This is a genomic window from Streptomyces nigrescens (assembly GCF_027626975.1).
GTDB lineage: Bacteria > Actinomycetota > Actinomycetes > Streptomycetales > Streptomycetaceae > Streptomyces > Streptomyces nigrescens.
In genome coordinates this window covers 3,718,390-3,740,984 of sequence record NZ_CP114203.1, presented here as the reverse complement: position 1 = coordinate 3,740,984, position 22,595 = coordinate 3,718,390, and the positions used below count along the sequence as shown (strand labels likewise).

Annotated in this window: 20 protein-coding genes; 12 read left to right on the top strand and 8 right to left on the bottom strand. The window is 71.7% G+C overall.

The window, feature by feature from the left end:
* Nucleotides 1-24: 24 nt before the first annotated feature.
* Nucleotides 25-819 (bottom strand): 2-oxo-4-hydroxy-4-carboxy-5-ureidoimidazoline decarboxylase, encoded by a 795-nt coding sequence (locus STRNI_RS41620; protein WP_371874834.1) that lies wholly within the window; start codon nt 817-819, stop codon nt 25-27.
* Between the two features lie 134 nt (nt 820-953).
* Between STRNI_RS41620 and STRNI_RS16685 the strand changes: the two genes are divergently transcribed.
* From STRNI_RS16685 to STRNI_RS16675, 3 genes are all read left to right on the top strand, one after another.
* A complete protein-coding gene (locus tag STRNI_RS16685) occupies nt 954-2,672 on the top strand; it encodes a beta-N-acetylhexosaminidase (protein ID WP_277411499.1) in 1,719 nt (572 codons plus the stop codon).
* Nucleotides 2,673-3,270: 598 nt separating this feature from the next.
* Nucleotides 3,271-4,062: an RNA polymerase sigma factor gene (locus tag STRNI_RS16680; RefSeq protein WP_371874833.1), complete on the top strand. Its 792-nt coding sequence runs from the start codon at nt 3,271-3,273 to the stop codon at nt 4,060-4,062.
* Nucleotides 4,062-5,108 (top strand): hypothetical protein, encoded by a 1,047-nt coding sequence (locus STRNI_RS16675; RefSeq protein ID WP_277411498.1) that lies wholly within the window; start codon nt 4,062-4,064, stop codon nt 5,106-5,108. Before STRNI_RS16680 ends, STRNI_RS16675 begins: the two co-directional genes overlap by 1 nt.
* A 285-nt stretch (nt 5,109-5,393) precedes the next feature.
* Here STRNI_RS16675 and STRNI_RS16670 read toward each other — a convergent pair whose 3' ends face one another.
* Nucleotides 5,394-6,305 carry a L,D-transpeptidase family protein gene (locus STRNI_RS16670; protein ID WP_277411497.1) on the bottom strand — a complete coding sequence of 304 codons (912 nt, stop codon included), beginning with the start codon at nt 6,303-6,305 and terminating at the stop codon, nt 5,394-5,396.
* Nucleotides 6,306-6,406: 101 nt separating this feature from the next.
* Between STRNI_RS16670 and STRNI_RS16665 the strand changes: the two genes are divergently transcribed.
* Together STRNI_RS16665 and STRNI_RS16660 are read left to right on the top strand one after the other, a co-directional pair.
* On the top strand, nt 6,407-8,005 hold the full coding sequence (locus tag STRNI_RS16665) for an acyl-CoA mutase large subunit family protein (protein WP_277411496.1): 1,599 nt from the start codon (nt 6,407-6,409) through the stop codon (nt 8,003-8,005).
* Nucleotides 8,006-8,208: 203 nt separating this feature from the next.
* Entirely contained in the window at nt 8,209-8,421 is a 213-nt protein-coding gene (locus STRNI_RS16660; protein ID WP_026169541.1) for a hypothetical protein, read from the top strand.
* Nucleotides 8,422-8,447: 26 nt separating this feature from the next.
* Here STRNI_RS16660 and STRNI_RS16655 read toward each other — a convergent pair whose 3' ends face one another.
* Nucleotides 8,448-9,149, bottom strand: coding sequence for a FadR/GntR family transcriptional regulator (locus STRNI_RS16655; protein ID WP_018089162.1), 702 nt, complete (start codon nt 9,147-9,149; stop codon nt 8,448-8,450).
* Nucleotides 9,150-9,282: 133 nt separating this feature from the next.
* Here STRNI_RS16655 and STRNI_RS16650 point away from each other — a divergent pair, with 133 nt between their 5' ends.
* Both STRNI_RS16650 and STRNI_RS16645 read left to right on the top strand, forming a co-directional pair.
* Nucleotides 9,283-9,801 carry a gluconokinase gene (locus STRNI_RS16650; protein WP_018089163.1) on the top strand — a complete coding sequence of 173 codons (519 nt, stop codon included), beginning with the start codon at nt 9,283-9,285 and terminating at the stop codon, nt 9,799-9,801.
* A gap of 79 nt (nt 9,802-9,880) precedes the next feature.
* On the top strand, nt 9,881-11,278 hold the full coding sequence (locus STRNI_RS16645) for a GntT/GntP/DsdX family permease (RefSeq protein WP_159486523.1): 1,398 nt from the start codon (nt 9,881-9,883) through the stop codon (nt 11,276-11,278).
* Nucleotides 11,279-11,293: 15 nt separating this feature from the next.
* Here STRNI_RS16645 and STRNI_RS16640 read toward each other — a convergent pair whose 3' ends face one another.
* On the bottom strand, nt 11,294-12,313 hold the full coding sequence (locus STRNI_RS16640; RefSeq protein ID WP_277411495.1) for a DMT family transporter: 1,020 nt from the start codon (nt 12,311-12,313) through the stop codon (nt 11,294-11,296).
* A gap of 77 nt (nt 12,314-12,390) precedes the next feature.
* Between STRNI_RS16640 and STRNI_RS16635 the strand changes: the two genes are divergently transcribed.
* The gene (locus STRNI_RS16635; RefSeq protein WP_026169542.1) at nt 12,391-12,990 is read left to right on the top strand and encodes a TetR/AcrR family transcriptional regulator; all 600 of its coding nucleotides are present in this window, start codon (nt 12,391-12,393) and stop codon (nt 12,988-12,990) included.
* 34 nt (nt 12,991-13,024) lie between these two features.
* Here STRNI_RS16635 and STRNI_RS16630 read toward each other — a convergent pair whose 3' ends face one another.
* A complete protein-coding gene (locus STRNI_RS16630) occupies nt 13,025-14,590 on the bottom strand; it encodes an FAD-dependent monooxygenase (protein WP_381845273.1) in 1,566 nt (521 codons plus the stop codon).
* 38 nt (nt 14,591-14,628) lie between these two features.
* Here STRNI_RS16630 and STRNI_RS16625 point away from each other — a divergent pair, with 38 nt between their 5' ends.
* Nucleotides 14,629-15,321 carry a TetR/AcrR family transcriptional regulator C-terminal domain-containing protein gene (locus tag STRNI_RS16625; protein WP_018089168.1) on the top strand — a complete coding sequence of 231 codons (693 nt, stop codon included), beginning with the start codon at nt 14,629-14,631 and terminating at the stop codon, nt 15,319-15,321.
* 12 nt (nt 15,322-15,333) lie between these two features.
* Here the strand turns inward: STRNI_RS16625 and STRNI_RS16620 are convergent, their stop codons facing one another.
* Genes STRNI_RS16620 through STRNI_RS16610 form a run of 3 tightly spaced genes read right to left on the bottom strand, consistent with a single transcriptional unit; the run spans nt 15,334 to nt 18,817 of the window.
* Nucleotides 15,334-16,488 carry an acyltransferase family protein gene (locus STRNI_RS16620; RefSeq protein WP_277411493.1) on the bottom strand — a complete coding sequence of 385 codons (1,155 nt, stop codon included), beginning with the start codon at nt 16,486-16,488 and terminating at the stop codon, nt 15,334-15,336.
* Nucleotides 16,485-17,840, bottom strand: coding sequence for an alpha-2,8-polysialyltransferase family protein (locus tag STRNI_RS16615; protein ID WP_159486517.1), 1,356 nt, complete (start codon nt 17,838-17,840; stop codon nt 16,485-16,487). The genes STRNI_RS16620 and STRNI_RS16615 overlap by 4 nt, the downstream gene beginning before the upstream one ends.
* Entirely contained in the window at nt 17,840-18,817 is a 978-nt protein-coding gene (locus tag STRNI_RS16610; RefSeq protein WP_277411492.1) for a glycosyltransferase family 2 protein, read from the bottom strand. The genes STRNI_RS16615 and STRNI_RS16610 overlap by 1 nt, the downstream gene beginning before the upstream one ends.
* Before the next feature lie 187 nt (nt 18,818-19,004).
* Between STRNI_RS16610 and STRNI_RS16605 the strand changes: the two genes are divergently transcribed.
* From STRNI_RS16605 to STRNI_RS16595, 3 genes are read left to right on the top strand one after another with little or no spacing between them, the layout of a single operon-like run.
* A complete protein-coding gene (locus tag STRNI_RS16605; protein WP_338149743.1) occupies nt 19,005-20,345 on the top strand; it encodes a DUF6716 putative glycosyltransferase in 1,341 nt (446 codons plus the stop codon).
* A gap of 32 nt (nt 20,346-20,377) precedes the next feature.
* Entirely contained in the window at nt 20,378-21,601 is a 1,224-nt protein-coding gene (locus tag STRNI_RS16600; RefSeq protein ID WP_148590719.1) for an acylneuraminate cytidylyltransferase, read from the top strand.
* 57 nt (nt 21,602-21,658) lie between these two features.
* A complete protein-coding gene (locus STRNI_RS16595; RefSeq protein WP_093637278.1) occupies nt 21,659-22,585 on the top strand; it encodes an N-acetylneuraminate synthase family protein in 927 nt (308 codons plus the stop codon).
* The last annotated feature ends 10 nt before the right edge of the window (nt 22,586-22,595 follow it).

Genomic DNA, 22,595 nt, shown 5'->3' with positions numbered 1-22,595 from the left:
TTCCAGGTCACATGCCGCGATCCGTCACGGGCCGGAGGCCGTCAGCCGGGTCAGCCGTCCGCGGGTCAGCCGGCGCAGTTCGTCCGCGGCGACCGCCCGCTCCTCGTCCGGTTCATGGCCCAGCCGGGTGCGGATCCCGGACAGCACCTGGTCGAGCAGCTCCTCGTCGCGATAGCCGTCCAGGCAGATCACGAAGACATGGCGGAAGCGCCGCTCGTACTCGGCGTGCGCGGCGCGCAGCGCGGTGTGGGCGGCCAGGGTGCCGGGGCCGCGGGCGCCGACGAGCGGCTGGGAGGAGAGCGACTCCTCGGCGAGCGCCTCGTCCAGCTCGGCCGCGGTCAGGTCGTAACAGGCCTCGTCGGCCGCGGCGAGCAGGGACTCCCGGTCCGGGTACGGGCGGTGCGCGGCGACCCGCTCGGCCCAACGGCGGCTGCCGCAGCAGCTCAGGAGCACGGCCAGGACGTCCTCCCTGGTGAGGGCGTTGAAGCGGGCGAGCCCGATGCCCTCGGCGCGGGGGTGCGGCAGCGCGGCGCCGCGGACCCGCGCGGATATGCCGCGCCGCGGGGGCTGCGGAGGGTGCAGCGTCGTCGGCCGGGCGGCCGGGATGTCACCGGACAGCGTGGGCTCCTCGGACGGATGCGAATAGGTCGGTTCGACAGGTGCGGGACGGACGACTGAAGGAAGCTGGGGGAGAAGCGGACCGAAGCCGGGACGCGGACGACGCGGCGGCGGGTATGGCGGTGGTGCGTGTGCGACGACACCCCGGCGGTATCCGGAGTTCCGGGAGAGCCCTGAAGGGGGTGACGAAGGAGACGCCACGCTAACGACGCTTGGCGACCACTGTCCGACGGATGCGCGAATTTCACCCGGATGGGAGAGCTTTCGCGCCTTCCCTGGACGACCAGCTCCGCACACCTGGCAATGCCTTCGCCCCGAAAAGTGAGGATTGCACGATGTCGAACCCGATGCGGCCGCCGCGCGCCCCGCGGCCCTCGGCCTCCCCGCGCCCCACGCAGCCGATGACGGGCAAGGGCCCGGCGGCCCGGTCCGCGCTGCCGGCCGCGGCGCTCGCCGGTGCCCTGCTGCTCGCCGGCTGCTCCGACGCCGCGGACACCGAGCCGCCCGGGAGCACCAGCGCCAAGATGAACCCCACCTCCGCCGCCACCCCGACCTGGGCGCCGGTGACCGGGACGCCGCAGGTCATCCCCGCCGTCCGCGACTTCCGCCGGGCCGACGGCCGCGGCTGGCGGCCCAGCAAGGGGGCCCGGGTGGTCGTACCGGCCGGCGAGAAGAGCAATGTCGCCGACGAGGCCCAGCGGATGGCCCGCGACCTCGGCGGGCTGGCCGTCGTCTACGGCGACCAGACCGTACAGCCGGGCGACATCGAGGTGAAGCTGACGGGGAACGGTGCGGACCAGGCGAACAATGTGCCCGTCCAGGGCGCCGCCGACGAGGCCTACACACTCACCGCCGAGGGCACCCGGCTCACTCTCACGGCCCCCACCGACGCCGGAATTTTCTACGGCACCCGCACCGTCAAGCAGGCCGTGCGCGCCGCCGGCGGGCTCCCTGAGGGCACCATCCAGGACCGTCCGGGCCGTCCGCAGCGCGGTATGTCACTGGACAACGCCCGCAAGCCGTTCACCCAGGACTGGATCGAGGCCCGGCTCCGGGAGATCGCCGACCTCAAGCTCAACCAGTTCCAGCTGCACTTCTCCGACGACCAGGGCTTCCGCATCCAGAGCGACACCCACCCCGAGATCGTCTCCGCCGACCATCTCACCAAGGCCCAGATCCGCCAGATCATCGCGCTCGCGCGCAGCCTGCACATCTCCGTCATCCCGGAACTCGACTCGCCGGGTCACCTGGGTGCCGTGCTCAAGCACTATCCCGACCTGCTGCTGCGCCGCGCGTCGGGCAGCGTGGTCCCCGGTGCGATCGATATCTCCAACCCCAAGGCGGCCCCGCTGATCGACTCGCTGCTGAAGGAAATGAGCGAGCTGTTCACCAACCCCAAGGGCGCGCCCGCCTACTGGCACCTGGGCGGCGATGAGTACCAGGCCCTGCTGTCGTCCACCCCGGCGACCACATATCCGCAGCTCACCCGGGCCGCACGGCAGAAGTACGGACCCAACGGCACCATCGCGGACCTGGCGACCGGCTGGCTCAACGACCGGCAGAAGACCGTGGAGGCGAAGGGCAAGAACCGCATCGAGGCCTGGAACGACGGATTCTTCTCCAGCCCGCGGGCGTCCGCCGACAAGAACCGGATGGTCGACTACTGGACCGGCAAGGAAGCCGGGCACCGTGACCCCTCGGCATTCCTGCGCGAGGGCCGCAACGTCATGAACTTCAACGACGAGTACCTCTACTACGTGCTCGGCGAGCCCAACCAGTTCGTCTACCCGACCGGCCAGCGGATCTACGAGAGCTGGACCCCGCTGGTGATCCGCGGCACCGGGGCGGTGGCGGTGCCCGCGAGCATGACCGGTCCGGACCGGATCCCCGGGGCGCGCTTCGCGATCTGGTGCGACCGGGCACAGGCGCAGACCGCCCCGCAGGTGGCGGCCGGTATCCGGCTGCCGCTGGCGGCGCTGGCGCAGAAGACCTGGGACCCGCGGACGCCCGCCCTGTCCTGGACGGGCTTCAAGGCGCTGGCCAACCGGGTGTGAGAGCGGGCCCGGTAAGAAACGGGTGAGAGAACCGGGCGAAGCACCGGGTGAGCGAACGAGGACGGCCGGGGCCGCCACCCCCCACAGGAGAGGCCCCGGCCGTCGTTCGCGAAGGGCCGGTAAAGGCCCCTATCCGATACAGCGCCAGACGCCGCGAAAGCGTCACACGGGGTACGGGCAGGGGTACGGCTAGTGGTCTGGACGCGGGCCCGATCAGGCCCGTAACGTGCGGATCCGCGCCGATGGGCGCACTGTTCACGCCGCTTGCCGCGGCCCGAAAAGCCGTCCTTGCCGGGAGTTCCAGATGGGTCCGAGCACGCGCTTCACCGGTGTGCCGGCCGCTGTGTGCTCCCGTGCTCCGGGCCCCGCCGGAGCGGGTGGTGCGCCCCTCCCGGGTGCGGAGCGCGGCGGCTCACGGGTTACGGTCAGCAGGAACATCCGGGTTACCGGGGGTTTCCGGCCGGCCGTGGCCGGCGGCGGGCGGTAGCCGGCACAGCTCCGGTGCCGCCGGCGGAGCCGGGCCGGTGACGTGGCCGGGTGAAGCGACAATGCAGCAAGGACCGGGCGGCGGACATTCCGCGTGCGACAGGATGGACCCGTGCGAGGGGACGACATTCAGCCGGACGACCGTCGGCTGACGGTGGCCGTGCAGGCGGCGCAGGCCGGCGACGAGGCGGCGTTCCGTACCGTCTACCGCGCCGTACATCCCCGACTTCTGGGGTATGTGCGGACCTTGGTGAGCGAACCGGACGTAGAGGACGTCACCTCCGAAGCCTGGCTCCAGATCACCCGTGACCTCGCCCGCTTCAGCGGGGACGCCGACCGCTTCCGCGGCTGGGCCGCCCGTATCGCCCGCAACCGCGCCCTCGACCACATCCGGATGCGCGGCCGCCGCCCGGCGATCGGCGGCGACGAAAGCGAACTGGCCGACACCCCCGCTGTGTCCGACACCGCGGGCGAAGCACTCGAAGCACTGGGCACCGGCCGCACCATGCGGCTGATAGCCCGGCTGCCGCAGGACCAGGCCGAGGCCGTGGTGCTCCGGGTGGTGGTCGGGCTCGACGCCAAGAGCGCCGCGGAAGTGCTCGGCAAACGGGCCGGCGCGGTGCGCACCGCCGCACACCGCGGGCTGCGACGGCTCGCCGAGCTCCTCGGCGAGGAGCCGGGAGCCGGCCCGGGCGGACGGCAGGACAGCAGTCAGGACGGCGGCGAAGGCGGCGCCGACCAGCAAGAAGGCGCCCCCTCCGGCCGGCCCTCAGCAGGCCCGCGCCGAGGTGGTGGAACGGTGAGTGGGGTGCCCGTACAGGGCAGAAGGCGCCGCGACGGCGTGGCGGAATCGTACGTACCAGGTGTGACGGAAACGGCCGCACGAACGCAGAAGGACATGTGATGGCCGACGACCGGTACAACTGGCTCGACAAGGACACCGCGGAGCGATTGCTGCGCGGTGAACAGGTCAGTGCCCGGCACGGTGACGGCGCACGCGAACTCGAACAGCTCCTGCAGGCCGCCTCCGCGGTTGGCGGCAAGACGCCCGGCACCGCCGAACTCCCCGGCGAAGAGGCCGCCGTCGCCGCGTTCCGGCAGGCTGCCCGCCGCGGCGCCGGCGCACACAACCGCGCCGCCGACGAACCGTCCCCGGCCGTCCGCGCCGCGCACACCACCGGCCTCGCCGAACGCACCCGCCTCGGCCGCCCCTTCCGGCGCGGCTTCGCCGTCGCGCTCGCCGCCTGCGCCATCGGCGGCGTCGCCGTCGGCGCCGGCACCGGTGTGCTGCCCAGCCCCTTTAGGGGCGGCGAACCCTCACCCGCCTCCAGCGTCTCCGCCGCCGAGAGCCCCGGCCCGCTCGACACCCGCGAGCCCGGCGCCCAGACCGACGGCACCACGGCGCACACCCCCGACGCCACCCCCGGCGGGGAATCGACGGGCCCCACCGGAACCCCCGCACCCGGCAGCAGCCCCGGCGCCACCAAGCACCCCGGCCGCGGCGCCCCCAGCGGCGGCACCGGACGCGACGACAGGCCCGGCGGCGACGGCACCCGGCCGCCCGGCCGCGGCGACACGAAGAACGTGCTGCTCGCCCTGTGCCAGAACTACGAGTCCGGCAAGCGGGACGCCATGGACCGCGACACCCTGCGACGCCTCGAACGCAAGGCCGGCGGCCCGGAGAAGGTGCACCTCTTCTGCCGCGCCTACCTGGCGCGCTACCAGGACGGCGGCAGCACGGGCGGCGACGACGGCTTCGGCGGCAGCACGGGCGGCTCCGGAGGCACCGGACAGAGCGGCGGCTCGGGCGGCGACGAGGACGACGACGAACACCCCTCCCAGACACCCGGCACCACCCCCGGCCCCGGCGCGACCGCCCCGGCCCCCACGCCCCCGGCGACCACCGCCGACCCCGGAAACGCCGTCCCGAGCGCAACCGCCACCCCGTAGGTGTGACGTTTTTTGAACCGGTGACGCAGTACTGAATGAAGCCGACTGGTCATCGGCTGCGCGAGGAGCCGGGGTTCCCCCCGTACCCACGGCTCAGCGCATCTGGCGCGGGCGGGGCACGTTCCCCCGGCCCTGCCCGCGCCCTTCTTTTGCGCCTAAGCCGGCGCCACCCCTCTTTGCGCCTAAACCGGCGCCGCTCTCGCGGATGTGGTTGCGGTGGGTGGGGGTGGAGCAATTGTCGCTTCGGTCAGAGCGTTGGGCTGGGCCCGTGGATTGCGTGCGGGCTCAGTGGTAGACGACCACCTTCGTGCCGCCCCTCACCGTGTGGAACAGGGCGGCGATTTTTTGTTTGTCGCGGACGTTGACGCAGCCGTGGGAGGCGCCGCGGTAGCCGTGGGCGGCGAAATCTGCGGAGTAGTGGACGGCCTGGCCGCCGCTGAAGAACATCGCGTAGGGCATGGCCGTGTGGTAGAGCGTCGAGACGTGATGGCGGCTCTTGAAGGTGATGTGGAAGGTGCCCTCGCGGGTGGGGGTGTACTGCGAGCCGAAGCGGACATCCATCGCCGAGACGATCCGGCCGTTGACCACCCAGGTGAGCGTATTGCTCCGCTTGCTGATGCAGATCACCCTGCCCCGCATGCAGCGCGGATCGGGGGTGCCGACCGGCCGGGTGGTGGGCGGGTAGAGCTCCGCGTGCGACGGCCGGCGGGTCTGTGAGCGCAGTGCGCGCCAGGCCGCGGGCTGCACGGTGCCCGTACGGGGCAGGCCCTGCCGCCGCTGGAAGGCGCGGACCGCGGTGGCGGTGACCGAGGCGTAATAGCCCGTCGGGGCGCGGCCGAACAGGCCCAGCTGGGCCAGCCGCGCCTGGAGTTCGCGGACCTGTGCGCCGCGCGAGCCCGGCGCCATCAGCGGCCTGGGGGCTGCGGGCGTGTGGTGGGCGGTGCGTGGGGGGTGTGGCTTGGTGGTGTGCCGGGCGTGCGCGGGGGGCGGGTGGTGGCCGAGCGGCGGGGGAGCGGGAGTGGTGGGGGCGTAGCGGGTGCCCTTGCTGTCCGGGGAACCGGCCCCGGTGACCGTCACCGGGCGGCAGCCCACCGCGAGCGCCGCCACCACCAGCACCGCGGCCACCGCCGGCGCCGTACGTCTTCCCCTGCTCCGCTGCATGCGCAACCCCCGGATCTCGGCGGCCCGACCGGCCATCGGTGACTCTTCCCAGTGCTGCGGGGCGGCGAACCTGCGGGCATGCTGTCAGCAAGGCGTAAACCCGGACGAACCGGTCACCCAATGGGAGGCGTACACCCATGGCGCACGAGTCGGGCAGTGTGCGGTACAACGAGAGCGGTCTGCCCATCGAGCCTGTGTACGGGCCGGAGGCGCTGGACGGCTGGGACCCGGAGCGCAGGCTCGGCGCGCCCGGCGGCTACCCCTTCACCCGGGGGGTGTATCCGTCGATGTACACCGGGCGGCCCTGGACGATGCGGCAGTACGCCGGCTTCGGCACCGCGCGCGAATCCAACGCCCGCTACCGGCAGCTGATCGCCCACGGCACGACGGGGCTCTCGGTCGCCTTCGACCTGCCGACACAGATGGGCCATGACTCCGACACCCCGATCGCCTCCGGCGAGGTCGGCAAGGTCGGGGTGGCCATCGACTCCGTCGAGGACATGCGGGTGCTGCTGGGCGGTATCCCGCTGGACAAGGTGTCGACGTCGATGACGATCAACGCACCCGCCGCGCTGCTGCTGCTCCTCTACCAACTGGTGGGGGAGGAGGAGGGGGTGGCGGCCAGTCAGCTGAACGGGACCATCCAGAACGATGTGCTCAAGGAGTACATCGCGCGGGGCACCTATATCTTCCCGCCGCAGCCGTCGTTGCGGCTGACCGCGGACATCTTCCAGTACTGCCGGGCCGAGATCCCCCGGTGGAACACCATCTCCATCTCCGGCTATCACATGGCCGAGGCGGGTGCCTCGCCCGCGCAGGAGATCGCCTTCACGCTCGCCAACGGCATCGCCTATGTGCGTACGGCCGTCGCCGCCGGGATGGACGTGGACGACTTCGCGCCCCGGCTGTCGTTCTTCTTCGTCTCCCGCACCACGCTGCTCGAAGAGGTCGCCAAGTTCCGTGCCGCGCGCCGGATCTGGGCCCGGGTGATGCGGGAGGAGTTCGGTGCGAAGAACCCCAAGTCGATGATGCTGCGGTTCCACACCCAGACCGCGGGGGTGCAGCTCACCGCCCAGCAGCCGGAGGTGAACCTCGCCCGGGTCACCGTCCAGGGGCTCGCCGCCGTGCTCGGCGGCACCCAGTCGCTGCACACCAACTCCTTCGACGAGGCCATCGCCCTGCCCACGGACAAGTCGGCCCGGCTGGCGCTGCGGACCCAGCAGGTGCTGGCGTACGAGACCGATGTGACCGCCACCGTCGACCCGTTCGCCGGGTCCTACGCCGTCGAGTCGATGACGGACGACGTGGCTGAGGCGGCCGTGGCGCTGATGCGGCGGGTCGAGGACATGGGCGGTGCGGTGGCCGCCATCGAGCGGGGCTTCCAGAAGGAGGAGATCGAGCGCAACGCCTACCGCATCGCGCGGGAGACGGACGCCGGCGAGCGGGTCGTGGTCGGCGTCAACCGCTTCCAGCTGGACGAGGAGGAGCCCTACGAGCCGCTGCGGGTCGACCCCGCGATCGAGGCCCAGCAGGTCGAACGACTCGCCACCCTGCGGGCCCGCCGCAACCAGCGCACGGTCTCCACGGCCCTGGGAGATCTGCAGAAGGCCGCCGAGGGCACGGACAACGTCCTCTACCCGATGCGCGAGGCACTGCGCGCGCGGGCGACGGTGGGCGAGGTGTGCGATGCGCTGCGGGGGGTGTGGGGGACTTATGTGCCGACGGATGCGTTCTGAGGGGGCAGTTGGGGCTGATGGGGGTGTGCGGGGGATGTCGCGGTGGCGGTGGTGGTGGGGGAGTCCGATGGGTGGTGGGGCAGGTTGCTGACGCGCGGGCGGTGGCGTGGCCGCTCGCGGTGCTGATGCTGGTGCGGCTAGCGAGTGCGGGTGTGGGGGCGGGAGCTTGTGACCGGTGAGCTGACCTGAGTCACACTGGTGCCATGTCGTCACCCCGCCGCGCGTGCCCCATCTGCACCCGAGAGATCGCCGTTGTCGGCGGCCGTTTCGCTCGCCATGATCCGCCCGGGCGGCGGACGGTGCTGGAGCTGATCTCCTGTCCGGGGTCGCGCAGGATGGCGCCGATGATGGCGCCGGCGGAGAAGCTGTTCGACCCGGAGGAGCCGCCGATCCCGGGGCAGCAGCCGCTGTTCTGAGGGGGGGACCCCGCCCGCGCGGTCAACTACGGTGCGAGGACGTCCAGTTCGGCCATGGCGCCGGCGGTGATCTCGCGGGTCAGGGATTCCGCCCGCGCCGCGTCGCCGGTGCGGATGGCTTCGGCGACCTGTACATGGAGGGTGACCGCGGCCGGGTCGGGGTCGGTGAACATCACATGGTGCTGGGTGCGGCCGGTCAGGACGGCGGCGACCACATCGCCGAGCCGGGCGAACATCTCATTGCCGGAGGCGGTCAGCACCACCCGGTGGAAGGCCATGTCGTGGACGAGGTAGGCGTCGAGCTGCTGGCCGCGTGAGGTGGCGACCATGCCCATCGCCTCTTCGGTGAGCCGGGCGCACTGCTCGGGGGTGGCGTGCTGGGCGGCCAGGCCCGCGGCGACCGGTTCGACGGCCGAGCGGAGGACGGTCAGCGAGCGCAGCTGGCGCGGGCGGTCGCGGCCGGCCAGTCGCCAGCCGATCACCCGTGGGTCGTAGACGTTCCACTCCTCGGTGGGCCGGACAGTCACCCCCACCCGGCGCCGGGAGGCGACCAGCTGCATGGATTCCAGTACCCGGATCGCCTCGCGGATGACCGTGCGTGAGACGTCGAAGCGCTGCTCCAGTTCGTCCGTACGCAAGATCGTGCCCGGAGGGTAGTCGCCCGCGGTGATCGCGGGTCCGAGGGACTCCAGCACCCGTGCGTGCAGTCCCTTCCCCTCGTTTTCCATGGGCCAAGCCTACGTTCCCGGCCCCTCGGCCAATTAAGTATGACGTTTGCATCACAGGCTCTTGAATACGTCGTACCTAATGGGTTTCAGTGGGGCCCGCACGAGGTCGATGAGGACAGCGAGGTACCACGGGATGAGCACCCCCGACGTGATCGTCGTGATGGGCGTGGCCGGCACCGGCAAGACCACGATCGGCCCGTTGGTGGCCGGCGCGCTGGGCGTCCCGTACGCCGAGGGTGACGACTTCCATCCGCCGGCCAACATCGCCAAGATGTCGGCCGGCATCCCGCTGAACGACGACGACCGGGGCCCCTGGCTGGATGCCATCGGAGCCTGGGCGCGCGAGCGGGCCGGGCGCGGCGGGGTGGTCAGCAGCTCCGCGCTCAAGCGCGCCTATCGCGACCGGCTGCGTGCCGTCGCCCCCGGCATCGTCCTGCTGCACCTCACCGGTGAGCGCGCGCTGATCGAGGAGCGGATGGCCGAGCGCAAGGGCCACTTCATGCCGACCGCGCTGCTGGACTCCCAGTTCGCCACGCTCGAACCGCCCGGGGCCGACGAGGCCGGTGTCACCGTCGATGTGGCCGGCACCCCGGAGGAGATCGCCGAGCGGGCGGTGGCCGCACTGCACGCGAGGGACGCGGCGGACGGTTAGGACGCCCCCCTCACCACCCGAACTCCCCCCACAGGTAACGCAGCACCCCTTCCCCCTCCGTCCAACCAAGGGAATCGCCGTGACACATCTCAGCGTCGAGATGCTCGCAGCGGACGCGGCCGAGCCGATCACCACGGCCGGTCACGCGCAGCTGGGCATCGCCGTCCTGGCCGGCATAGCCGTCATCGTCCTGCTCATCACCAAGTTCAAGCTGCATGCCTTCCTGGCGCTGATCATCGGCTCGCTGGTGCTCGGCGCGGTGGCCGGCGCACCGCTCGACAAGACCATCACCAGCTTCTCGGCGGGCCTGGGTACGACGGTCGCGGGCACCGGTGTACTGATCGCGCTCGGTGCCGTCCTCGGGCGGCTGCTGGCCGACTCCGGCGGCGCGGACCAGATCGTCGACACGATCCTGGCGAAGGCGAGCCGGAAGGCGATGCCCTGGGCGATGGTGCTGATCGCCGGGATCGTCGGGCTGCCGATCTTCTTCGAGGTCGGCATCGTGCTGCTGATCCCGGTGGTGCTGCTGGTCGCCAAGCGCGGCAACTTCTCGCTGATGCGCATCGGCATCCCGGCGCTGGCCGGACTGTCCGTCATGCACGGGCTGATACCCCCGCACCCGGGGCCGCTCGTGGCGATCGACGCGGTCGGCGCGAACCTCGGGGTCACGCTCGCGCTCGGGGTGGTCGTCGCCATCCCGACCATGATCATCGCCGGTCCGGTCTTCTCCCGTTACGCGGCCCGCTGGGTCGACATCCAGCCGCCGGAGAATCTGGTGCCCGAGCGCACCTCCGACGACCTGGAGAAGCGGCCCGGCTTCGGGATCACCGTGGCCACCGTGCTGCTGCCGGTGGTGATGATGCTGGCCAAGGCGCTGGTGGACATCGTCGTCGACAATCCGGAGCACACCGTCCAGAGGGTCTTCGACGTGGTCGGCTCGCCGCTGATCGCGCTGCTCACCGCCGTCCTCGTCGCGATGTTCACGCTCGGGCGGGCGGCCGGTTTCACCCGGGGCCGGATCGCCACCACCGTCGAGAAGTCGCTCGGCCCGATCGCCGGGGTGCTGCTGATCGTCGGCGCGGGCGGCGGCTTCAAGCAGACGCTGGTGGACGCCGGCGTCGGCCAGATGATCCTGGACATCTCCAAGGGCTGGAACATCTCCACGCTGCTGCTGGCCTGGCTGATCGCGGTCACCATCCGGCTCGCGACCGGCTCCGCGACCGTTGCCACCATCTCCGCCGCCGGACTGGTCGCCCCGCTCGCCGCCGAGATGAGCACCCCTCATGCCGCGCTGCTGGTGCTGGCCATCGGCTCCGGCTCGCTGTTCTTCAGCCATGTCAACGACGCAGGGTTCTGGCTGGTCAAGGAGTACTTCGGGATGAACGTCGGCCAGACGCTGAAGACCTGGTCGGTGATGGAGACGCTGATCTCGGTGGTCGGGATCGTCTGTGTGCTGCTGCTGTCGCTGGTCCTCTAGGGGGTGTCTCCCCTTTTAGGGCCCGGTCCGCCGGACCGCTGTTCTTTCCGGGCGGGTCACCGCCCCGGGCGCCTCACCCCCCTCAGGCGCCTGTCCCCGGCACGAGGCCGTACGAGCGGATTCCCCGCTGGTACGGCCTCGTGCGCGCCCGGGCGGGTTCTCACCAGGGGGTGTTGCCCCGCGGCGTACCAGGACGACCGCCGCGAGGCCGACCGCGAGTCCGGCGGCGGTCTGCGGGCCGAACGGTTCGCCGAACATGGCGGCTCCCCACAGTGCCGTGACCGGTGCCATCAGGAACATCAGGGTGTTCACCTCGGTGACGCCGGAGCGCCGGAGGATCAGCCAGTACAGCCCGTACCCGCCGAAGGTGGACAGCGTCACGAGCCAGCAGACCGCGGCCCAGAACGAGAGCGAGGCGGGCGGCAGTACGGAGCCGGTGGCGGCGGCGAGGGCGGTGAAGAGGACGGCGCTGGTGGTGCAGTGGATGGTCATCGACACCGACGGTGCGACCCGGGTGCGCGAGCGGCCTTCCAGGAATGTGGCCGCCACCAGCGAGGACATACCGAGGAACGGGACGAGGTACGCCCACCGGCTCACGCCCGCGGCGGCCGTCGCATCGGCCGTGGTGACCAGCACGACGCCGCCCACGCCCAGACACAGTCCGCGCCACTGCCGGCGGGAGACGTACTGGTGCAGCAACGGTCCGGCGAGCGCCCCGGCCACCAGGGGCTGGGTGCCGTCGATCAGGGCCGTGGTGCCGCTGGAGACCCCGAGCTGGATCGCGTAGTAGACGGTGAAGAGATAGCCGCTCTGTGACAGGGCGCCGATGGCGGCCTGCCGGGCGACCGTCCGTGCCGTCAGGCCCCGCCACGAGGCGCGGGCGGCGGTCGCCGCCACCAGGACGAGGACGGCGGTGAGCGGCAGGAACCGCCACATCAGGAGCGTGGCCGCGGGCGCGCTGCCCGCGCCGAGCTTGGCGCCGATGAAGCCGGAGCTCCAGCAGAGGACAAAGGCGGCCGAGAGCAGGAGGCGCATACCGTCCGTCCCCCTTCAGCAAGTAGACCGATCTGTATACCTCTCGTTTCACTATACAGATCGGTATACTTTTTGCCATGAGTACTGCGCAGACGCCGCGACGGGTCACCATGACGCCTGCCGCGCGACGCGCCCTGGCGGCCGCCGAGCGGCTGTTCTACGAGCGCGGCATCCATGCCGTCGGGGTGGATCTGATCGCGGCCGAGGCCGGGGTGACCAAGAAGACCCTCTACGACCGGTTCGGCTCCAAGGAGCAGATCGTCGTGGAGTACCTCGCGGACCGCGACGAACGGTGGCGGGCCTTTCTCGCGCCGTACCTCGATGCCGCACGGCCGTCGCCCGTGGCAGGGGTCCTGGCGGTGTTCGACGCCGCACGCGACTGGTCGGCACAGCACAGCGCCAAGGGGTGCAGCATGGTCAACGCCCATGCCGAGATCAGCGATCCGTCCCACCCCGCGTACGCGATCATCACCGCGCAGAAGGAGTGGATGCTCGCGCTGTTCACCGGTCTCGTCCGGGACGCCGCCCCCGACCGGGCCGGCCGGCTGGGCCGGTCGCTGATGCTCCTTCATGAAGGGGCCCTGGTCGCGCACGGCCTGGGCATCTTCCCCGACCCGCTCGGTCAGGCCCGCGACGAGGCACGGGCGCTGCTCGCCGCCGCGGGGGTGGTCTCCTGAGGGCGGGCCGGTCCGCCGGGCCGGCCCGCGGTGTTCACCGGGCCGCCTGCGCCGTGCCCGCGCCGAGGTACGTCCCGAGGGCCGCGGTCACCCGGGCCGTGGCGTCCTCGGCCGGTGCGGCGAGGGCGAGATAGCCGTCGGGGCGGATGAGGAGGACGGCGGGGCCGCTGCCGTAGGCGTCGCGGACATGGCCGTCGGTGTCGAGCAGATCGGGGGACGGGCCGCCGACGCGGACGACGCGCAGCAGCGCGGGATCGGCCGGCAGCGCGGTGTCGTCGAGGTCGGTCGCACCGAGCGTGAGCAGGGTGAAGTGCGGGCCCCGGAAGGCGTCGAAGAGCCGGGTGGGCCGGCCGTCGGCCGTGGTGCACGGGGCGTCGGGGGCCCGGTCGCCCGCGGCGGGCACGCCCTCGGCCAGGTCCGTGCGCAGCTCCTGGGTCAGCGGGCTGTCGGGGTAGCCGATGTCGAGCTGGTGCAGGTCCCGGCCGCGGCGCAGGGAGCCGGAGCGGTGCAGCCGGGTGCTGGTGTCGAGGATGCGTGCGGCGATCGGCCGGCGCTCGGTCTCGTAGCTGTCGAGCAGGGTGTCGGGGGCGCCGTGCCGCAGTACCTGGCCGAGCTTCCAGCCGAGGTTGTAGGCGTCCTGGACGCTGGTGTTCAGGCCCTGGCCGCCCGCCGGGGAGTGGATGTGCGCGGCATCGCCGGCCAGGAAGACCCGGCCGGCGCGGAAGGCGTCGGCCATGCCCGCCTTGGGGCGATAGAGGGAGGACCACAGGACCTCGCGGATCTGCTCGGCGGCGAGGTGGGTGTGGGCCGCGAGCAGGGCGCGGACCGCCTCGGGTGAGGTGTCGGTCGCTCCGCCGGCGACGATGAAGGTCTGGAAGTGGTTGGTACCGGCGAGGGGGAGGAGGGCGACGAACCCGCCGCCCTGCAGGTTCCAGCGGTGCCAGTGGTCCCGGTCCAGGCCGTCCACCCGGACATCGGCGAGCACCGCGGCGCCCGCCGGCAGCGACGGGCCGCTCATCCCGATGCCCAGCGCCCGGCGGACGGTGCTGCGCCCGCCGTCGGCGGCGACCAGATAGGCGGCGCGCACGCTGCGCTCCACCCCGTCGGCGCCGCGCAGACGGGCCGTCACCCCGTCGGAGTCCTGGGTGAATGCGGTGAGTTCGGTGCCGAGGAGCACTCTGCCGCCGAGCTCCTGGAGGCGCGCGGACAGCAGCTCCTGGTTGCGGAACTGCGGCACCATCAGGGCGTTCGAGTAGGGCATGGCGGGTGTCGGGTCGACCCGCTCGATCATCTCGCTGATCTCGGCGATCCGGCCGTTCTCCCAGCGGGCCGTCTTCGGGTAGAGCCCGCCGGCCGCCTGTATGGCCGCCAGCACGCCGAGGTCGTCGTAGACCTCCTGGGTGCGTGGCTGCAGACCGGTGCCGCGGGCGCCGCGCGAGAGCTGGTCCTGCCGCTCGACGAGCAGTGCGCGGACCCCGCGCCGGGCGAGGTCGATGCCGAGGGCGAGGCCGGTCGGGCCGGCGCCGGCGATCAGTACGTCGACGGTGGTGGGGAGATCGTCCGTCACGCCGACAGTGTCCTTAACGTTGTTAAGTTCCATGTTTCCGAGGATGGCTTTAACGGTGTTAAGTTGTCAACATGGTTTCGCGCATCGACCGGAAACAGGTCGTCGACACCGCTCTGCGGCTGCTGAACGAGGTCGGCCTCGACGGGCTCACCCTGCGGCGCATCGCCAAGGAGCTGAACGTCCAGGCACCCGCGCTCTACTGGCATTTCAAGAACAAGCAGGAACTGCTGGACGAGATGGCCACCGAGATCTTCCGGCGGATGGCCGCGTCGCTGGAGTGGGAAGGGGCCGAGGAGGCCGGACGGGGTCACTCCTGGCAGGAGACCCTCGTCGTCGCCTGCCGGGGGCTGCGCCGCGAGCTGCTCGGCTACCGCGACGGCGGCAAGGTCTTCAGCGGTACCCGGATGACCGACGACAGCTACGCCGGACCGCTGGACGGCCTGCTCCGCAGCCTCACGGACGTGGGCTTCACCCTGCGCGAGGCGGCCCAGGCGTGGTGGACCGCCTACAACTACACCGTCGGCCTGGTGATCGAGGAGCAGTCGGTCTACCCGGACCCCGGTGAGCCGGAGCACCGCGACCCCACGACCCGCGATCCGGCCTACGACGTGGAAACCCGCGCCGAGAAGATCGGCGCGGGTTATCCGCTCGCGGCGCTGGCCGGCGAGGAGATGTTCGGCGACCTCGACCGGAGCTTCGAGGCCGGACTGCGCATCATCGTCGCCGGGATCGAGGTGACGGCCGGTCCGGGGCGGCGGAGCTGAACCGGCGGCCGGTCACCGACGTGGGTCGATGGACCGTTTCAGAACGGGCGTGAGCGGGCGCTCTATGAAGCGGTGCAGCACCCAGGCGAGCAGCAGCATCAGGCCCACGGTCAGCAGCAGCGTCGCGTACGAGGGCAGCCCGACGCCGTGGTGCAGCGCCCGCACCACGACCCAGCCCAGGTGCTCGTGCACGAGGTAGAAGGGGTAGGTCAGCGCACCGGCGACGGTCAGCCAGCGCCAGTTCGCCCACCGCAGTTTGCCCAGTGCCACGGCCGCGACGAGCGCGAAGCCGAGGGTGACGACGGCGATGATGCCGGCCGACGAGCGGTAGGAGAAGCCGTCGGCCGACGGTGCGTGCCACAGCCTGGCGATCGCGTAATGCTGGCCGATCAGCCAGCTGACCAGCACTATCGCCCAGGCGATCGGATCGCGGGCGCCATAGCGGTGCAGCAGATACAGACCGATGCCGCCGATGAAGTACGGGGCGTACTCGGGCATCAGGATGGTGTCGAGGAGGGGCTCGTGGGCGGCCTGGGCGAGTGCGGCGGCCAGCGTCCAGCCCGCGCAGAAGAGCACCACGCGGCCGCGGGTGGCGCCGGGCAGGACGACACAGAGCGCGAAGAGCGCGTAGAAGCGCATCTCCGCCCAGAGCGTCCAGCACACCCCCAGCACCCGGTCCACGCCCAACGGCTGCTGCAGCATGGTCAGATTGGTCAGTACGTCGCTCGGCGACAGCGCCTTGTAGGTGACCCAGGGGAGCGCGAAGACCGCGGTGACCAGGAGGATCGCGACCCAGTACGCCGGAAAGAGGCGGGAGACCCGTGAGGCGATGAAGGCCCGCAGGGTCCGCCCCCAGCCGCTGAGGCAGATCACAAAGCCGCTGATCACGAAGAAGATCTGGACGCCCAGACAGCCATAGGCGAACAGCGGTGCCGCGGTGGGGAATTGCCCGGCCGGTGAACCGCCCCAGGCCTGCGCTATCTCGCCGTCGCGCCCCCCGTAGTGGTACGCGGCGACCATCAGGGCGGCGAGCAGCCGCAGCCCGTCGAGAGCGCGCAGCCGCGAGGCACCGGCGCGGCTGCGCCCCCGTATGGCGGGCTGCGGTGCGGGGGTGACGAGATCCGGCGCGGCGGGCGGCGCGCCGGTCGTCAGCTGAGTGGTGGTCATCCGAACGCGGCCCGCTTCTTCAGCCGCCGCTGCACCGCACGCGCCCGGCGCGCGACCCTGCGGACGGTGGCATTGCGCGGAATGAACGACAGCTGCGACGGGATCGCCCCGGGCAGCGCCAGCGCGGTCAGCCGGCGGCGCTTGAAGTAGCGCCGGGTGTACGGGTCGAGGTGGGCCGCGAGATAGCGCTCGGCGGACGGCCGCAGCTGCGGATAGATCTGGTGCTGCATCGCATAGCCGACCGCGCTGACCAGGCCCTCGACGCTCTCGGCGGTGACATGGGCCCGTGGGCGCTCGCTGAGGTCGCCCAGGTCCGGCACCAGCGCGTCCACGATCGTGACCGGCATCCGGTTGCTGTTCTGATACGGCGTCAGCCGCTCCAGCAGCAGCCCGGTGCCGGTCCGCGCCGTCGGCAGCCCGTAGAAGGTGTCGGCCGTCAGCAGCGCGGTGGAGAAGCAGCCGACGACCAGCGCGGGCCGCATCCGCTGGTAGAGCACCTCGGCCAGCACCGGGCTGTCCAGCACGGTCAGCGCGATGTCCAGCTTCTCCGCCTCCCGCTCCAGCAGCCGCGACCAGCGGGCCGGCGCGGACGGATGCGGTTTGAAGACGATCTCGCGGTGGCCGCGCTCGACGGCGCCGCGCACCATCCGCACATGCAGCTCCTCTTCCTCCTCGGGAGTGAGGATGCCCAGCGCGGAGAGGTACTGGCCGAGCAGCAGCGCCGCCCCTTCCGGGACCTCCAACGTGCCACTGGCGTCCGAGAGTTCGGACAGCACTTTGGTGAAGGCGTCGGTCGGCACGGTCAGCGGCTCGACGTCGAACTCGGTGAGCAGCAGCGGCGTCAGGCCCGGCACCAGGTCCAGATGCAGCAGCCGGTTGATCCGGGTGCCGATCAGCGGATCGAGCTTGTTGCGGGTGGGGCCGTAGCTCATCAGGCCGTCGGCGTAGACGTCGATCGGCGCGTCGGGGAACAGCTGGGCGAGCGCCAGCGCCGGGTTGACCTGGATGGACTCCACGATCAGCTCGACGTGGTCGTCACCCAGGCCCCACAGCAGGCGCAGATGCCGCTCCCACAGCGGGACGTCGTCCGGGCGCGGCGACCAGCCGCCGGGGTGGAACGGGCTGATCGTCTCGTTCCACGACAGCACCCGGTCGAAGCGGCCGCGCAGCCGCGCGAAGCCCGGCATGGTGTCCAGCGACGCGGCGGTCTCCGGGTTCGTCGCGTTGTTGCTGAGCAGCAGCAGCCGGCGGTCGGCCGGGGCGAAGCAGTCGGCGTCCAGCGCCGCGGCGAGGGTCGCCGCGCCGTAGAGGGTGGACGCCATGAAGATCTGGGTACGCGGTCGGGTGGACATCAGGCGGCGACCTCCGCCGGGACGGGGCGACGGCGCAGCCGCCGCAGCCGGGACGCGCGCTGCACATCCATCGAATCCAGGGCTTCCTTCAGTACGTCCTGCGGCATACGTTTCATGGCCGCGGCACTCATCGTTCGCAATTTACGGGCGACCTGCGGTTCGAACCGTTCGATCGAACCGAGGTGGTGAGAAATGATCGCGCAATAAGTGCGCACCGCCTTTGGCAGCAGAAGATCCGCAGCGCGGTCCTGCGCCGTTTCCTCGATCACCTGATCGAAGGCGCGAATGAAGTCCAATTGCCGCACATCACCGATCTGGGTCAGGGAAGATGCCACGCCCCGCCGGTAGAAAACACCGAGCAGTCCGACCACCGCCATGGACTTTGCCTCGCGGTGCAGCCGCCAGATCCACGGACGGTCCTCCGCGGTACGCAGTCCGTCCTTGAAATGTAGTACCCCGTCGTCCAGCAGCCGGCGGTGGTACATCCCGGCCCAGGCGAACGCGTAGTCGACGGACGTGGAGCGGTCGGCGGGCAGGATCACCTCGCGCGGGTCCATCACCACCCCGCGCCGGCCGTGCGGGACCCGGTGGACGCTGCGCGCGCGGGCGGTGCACTGGACATGGTCGGTACGGACGAAGTCGCACCCCAACTCCTCGATCATGGAGAGGAGTTGGGGGTAATAGCCGGGAGCGAGCCAGTCGTCGCCGTCCAGGAAGGTGACGTACTCGCCGCGGGCCTCGTCCAGACCGGTGTTGCGGGCGGTGGCCAGGCCGCCGTTCTGGCTGTGCCGCAGCAGTCTGGCGCCCGGCAGCTCGCGCTCGGCACGCGTGAGAATCTCCGGGGTCTCGTCGCGCGAACAGTCGTCGACGAGCAGGAATTCAAAGTCCTCGCGGGCATTGGCCGCCAGGCTTTTCAGGGTGTCGGGCGCGTATGTCTGCACGTTGTAGAACGGCACGATGACGGAGAGCTTAACCACCCTGGTGACGTTAGGGGCGCAGACGGCATTCGTCTTTACCGGGTGCGGACCTCAAGGTGAACGAAGAATGGCGGGATGGTTAACCAGGCCGACTATCGGGCCGGTTCGCCATTCGTCGACCCGCTGTTAACCCTTTGTTGCGGCCCAGTTGGCCCGTCCAACGGAATGCCTTCCTAGCGTCTTGGACGTGCCATCACGTACCAACTCTTCGCCGCGGGTCGCCGTACTCGCCGACTCGGATACCCGGTGGAAATGGGGCGCTTTGACAGCGTACCGAATCCAACCGGACATCCGGCTCGACGGCTACCTTCTCCGCGGCCGCGCCACTCCCACGGTCCGCCAGCTCGACGAGGTCGGCGCCCGTGCGGACTCGCTGCGCGAAATCAGGGGCGTCGCCTTCTTGGAGCAGATGAAGGACAGCGTCCGGTCCATCGACCGTACGCGCTACGACGTCGTCGTGCTGGCCTGTGTCGGCGGAGCGGTGCAGGCGATGCTGCACGGCCTCGCCCGCGCCTGGCGAGGCGCCGATGCCCGCCCCGTCGTCGTCACCGGCTATGTCGGGGTCGTCTACGAGAAGCTCGCCGACGGGCTGCTGCTGCGGCACGGCGCGGACGTCGTCCTCGCCAACTCCCGCCACGACGCGGACCGTTTCCGCGCGGTGTACCGAGGGGTCGGCGCCGACGACAGCAGCGTCGTCGAATGCGCCCTGCCGTTCCTCGGCGGCGCGCCCTACACCGGCGCGCACACCCCCTACACCGTGGTGTTCGCCGCCCAGCCCTCCGTCCCGGAGAGCCGCGCCGACCGCACCTACCTGCTGCGCCGGGCGGTCGAGCACGCCCGCCGCCACCCGGACCGGGAGGTGCTGATCAAGCTCCGCAGCAAGCCGGGCGAGCACACCACCCACATCGAGGAACTGCCCTACCAGAAGCTCGCCGCCAAGGCGCCCGGCGGACTGCCCGCCAACTGCCGCCTGGTGTACGGCAACATGGGCGAGGTCCTGGACCGCACCGACCTGATGGTGACGGTCAGCTCGACCGCCGCCCTGGAGTCGCTGCACCGCGGCATCCCCACCGCCGTCCTCACCGACCTCGGCATCCGCGAGGTCCTCGGCAACCACCACTTCCTCGGCTCCGGCTGCCTGGCCTCCTGGGACGAGCTGGACGCCGGGCACCGCCCGGAGCCGGACCCGGAGTGGCTCGCCCGCCAGGGCGTCGCCGCCGACGGTGATTACGAGCAGGCCTTCGACGTGGCCCGCGCCCGGGTCACCGCGCTGCGCACCGCCGACCGGCTGCCGCCGCTCACCCCCTACTACACGGCCCGCACGGCCCCCGGCTACCTCCCCGGCATCCTCGCCCGGCACGGCCTGGACCCGCAGGGTGAGCCGGTCGCCGGCCACGCGGACGCCCCCGAGGAGACCGGCGGACTGCGCCGGGTCGCCCGCGAAACGGTCCGCGAGGCCGCCCGCGGCGCCTACCGCCACGGCGTCCAGCGCGTCGCCCCCGCCATCCGCCGCTGGGGGCAGCTGTGACCACCCAGGCCAGCTCCCGGAAGGAGCCCGACATGCCGCCGAACCCGCAGAGCAGCCCGCCCACCGTGGTTGCCGTCATCCCCGCCCGCGGCGGATCCAAGGGTGTGCCCGCCAAGAACCTCGCCGCCGTCGGGGGAGTGCCCCTGGTGGCCCGCGCGGTCCGCGAATGCCGTGCCGCCCGCCTGGTCACCGATGTCGTGGTGTCCACCGACGACGCCGGGATCGCGGCCGCGGCCCGCGGCGCCGGAGCGGTCGTCATACGGCGCCCCGGCGACATCGCGGGCGACACCGCCACCAGCGAGGCCGCCGTCCTGCACGCCATGGACGCCTACGAGGCCGAGCAGGGCGCCCGGGTCGACGCGGTGCTGCTGGTCCAGTGCACCAGCCCCTTCATCGCCCGCGAGGACATCGACGGGGTCGCCGCCGCGGTCGTCGAGGGCGGCGCCGACAGCGCGCTGACCGTGGCACCGTTCCACGGCTTCGTCTGGCGCGACGCCGAGCCGGAGGTCGGCGGGGGTACCGCGGCCGACGGCGGCCACGGCGTCAACCACGACAAGTCCTTCCGGCCGCGCCGCCAGGACCGCCCCCAGGACCTGCTGGAGACCGGCGCCGCCTACGCCATGGACGCGGCCGGCTTCCGCACCAGCGGCCACCGCTTCTTCGGGCGCACCGAACTCGTGCGCACCGACCCGGCCCGGGTGCTGGAGATCGACGATCCGCACGACCTGGCCCGCGCCCGTGCGCTGGCCCCGCTGCTGGACGCGCCGCGGCCCGGCGCCCTGCCCACCATGGACGACATCGACGCCGTCGTCCTCGACTTCGACGGCACCCAGACCGACGACCGGGTGCTGATCGACGCCGACGGACGGGAGATCGTCGCGGTCCACCGCGGCGACGGCCTCGGCATCGCCGCCCTGCGCAGGGCGGAGCTGAAGCTGCTGATCCTGTCCTCGGAGACCAACCCGGTCGTCGCCGCACGGGCCCGCAAGCTGCAGGTGCCCGTCCTGCACGGCATCGACCGCAAGGACCTCGCCCTCAAGCAGTGGTGCGAGGAAGCGGGCATCGCGCCCGAGCGCGTGCTCTACGTCGGCAACGACGTCAACGACCTCCCGTGCTTCGACCTCGTCGGCTGGCCCGTGGCGGTCGCCGGGGCGCACGACGTGGTGCGCGGCGCGGCGCGCGCGCTCACCGCGACGCCCGGAGGCAGCGGCGCGATCCGAGAGATCGCCGGCTGGCTCCTGGGCCCGTCCCTGTAACCCACCCAGACCCCACCCCCACACACACACCCGTATCAACGCGAAGGAACCCTCCCCATGAGCAGCAACTCCCGCCTCCGCACCCTCGGCTCCCGCGAGGCCGGCCCCGGCCGCCCCGTCTACGTCACCGGCGAGATCGGCATCAACCACAACGGCGACCTGGAGAACGCGTTCGCGCTGATCGATGCCGCCGCCGACGCCGGCTGCGACGCGGTGAAGTTCCAGAAGCGGACCCCGGAGATCTGCACCCCGCGCGACCAGTGGGACATCGAGCGCGACACCCCCTGGGGCCGGATGACCTACATCGACTACCGCCACCGTGTGGAGTTCGACGAGGACGGCTACCGCGCCATCGACGAGTACTGCAAGAAGCGCGGCATCGCCTGGTTCGCCTCCCCGTGGGACGTCGAGTCCGTCGCCTTCCTGGAGAAGTTCGACGTGCCCTGCTACAAGGTCGCCTCCGCCTCGCTCACCGACGACGACCTGCTGCGCGCCATGCGCGCCACCGGCCGCACCGTCATCCTCTCCACGGGCATGTCCACCCCCAAGCAGATCCGGCACGCCGTCGAGGTCCTGGGCAGCGAGAACATCCTGCTCTGCCACGCCACGAGCACCTACCCGGCCAAGGCCGAGGAGCTCAACCTGCGGATGATCAACACCCTGCAGGACGAGTACCCGAACGTCCCGATCGGCTACAGCGGCCACGAGACCGGTCTGCAGACCACCCTCGCCGCGGTCGCCCTCGGCGCCACCTTCGTCGAGCGCCACATCACCCTCGACCGCGCCATGTGGGGCTCCGACCAGGCCGCCTCCGTCGAGCCCGGCGGCCTGTCCCGCCTGGTCCGCGACATCCGCACCATCGAGGAGTCCCTCGGTGACGGCGTCAAGAAGGTCTACGAGAGCGAGCTCGGCCCGATGAAGAAGCTGCGCCGCGTCACCGGCGTGGTGGCCGAGGCCGAGGCCGCCGAGCCGGCCGCCGTCTGACGGCCGCGGC

Coding starts and splice junctions, on each gene's coding strand:
- STRNI_RS16660 (WP_026169541.1), top strand. CDS start 8,209: ATGTCGTCACCCCGCCGCGCGTGCCCCATCTGCACCCGAGAGATCGCC.
- STRNI_RS16650 (WP_018089163.1), top strand. CDS start 9,283: ATGAGCACCCCCGACGTGATCGTCGTGATGGGCGTGGCCGGCACCGGC.
- STRNI_RS16635 (WP_026169542.1), top strand. CDS start 12,391: ATGAGTACTGCGCAGACGCCGCGACGGGTCACCATGACGCCTGCCGCG.
- STRNI_RS16640 (WP_277411495.1), bottom strand. CDS start 12,313: ATGCGCCTCCTGCTCTCGGCCGCCTTTGTCCTCTGCTGGAGCTCCGGC.
- STRNI_RS16665 (WP_277411496.1), top strand. CDS start 6,407: ATGGCGCACGAGTCGGGCAGTGTGCGGTACAACGAGAGCGGTCTGCCC.
- STRNI_RS16595 (WP_093637278.1), top strand. CDS start 21,659: ATGAGCAGCAACTCCCGCCTCCGCACCCTCGGCTCCCGCGAGGCCGGC.
- STRNI_RS16625 (WP_018089168.1), top strand. CDS start 14,629: ATGGTTTCGCGCATCGACCGGAAACAGGTCGTCGACACCGCTCTGCGG.
- STRNI_RS16600 (WP_148590719.1), top strand. CDS start 20,378: ATGCCGCCGAACCCGCAGAGCAGCCCGCCCACCGTGGTTGCCGTCATC.
- STRNI_RS16655 (WP_018089162.1), bottom strand. CDS start 9,149: ATGGAAAACGAGGGGAAGGGACTGCACGCACGGGTGCTGGAGTCCCTC.
- STRNI_RS16620 (WP_277411493.1), bottom strand. CDS start 16,488: ATGACCACCACTCAGCTGACGACCGGCGCGCCGCCCGCCGCGCCGGAT.
- STRNI_RS16685 (WP_277411499.1), top strand. CDS start 954: ATGTCGAACCCGATGCGGCCGCCGCGCGCCCCGCGGCCCTCGGCCTCC.
- STRNI_RS16615 (WP_159486517.1), bottom strand. CDS start 17,840: ATGTCCACCCGACCGCGTACCCAGATCTTCATGGCGTCCACCCTCTAC.
- STRNI_RS16670 (WP_277411497.1), bottom strand. CDS start 6,305: ATGGCCGGTCGGGCCGCCGAGATCCGGGGGTTGCGCATGCAGCGGAGC.
- STRNI_RS16630 (WP_381845273.1), bottom strand. CDS start 14,590: ATGGAACTTAACAACGTTAAGGACACTGTCGGCGTGACGGACGATCTC.
- STRNI_RS16675 (WP_277411498.1), top strand. CDS start 4,062: ATGGCCGACGACCGGTACAACTGGCTCGACAAGGACACCGCGGAGCGA.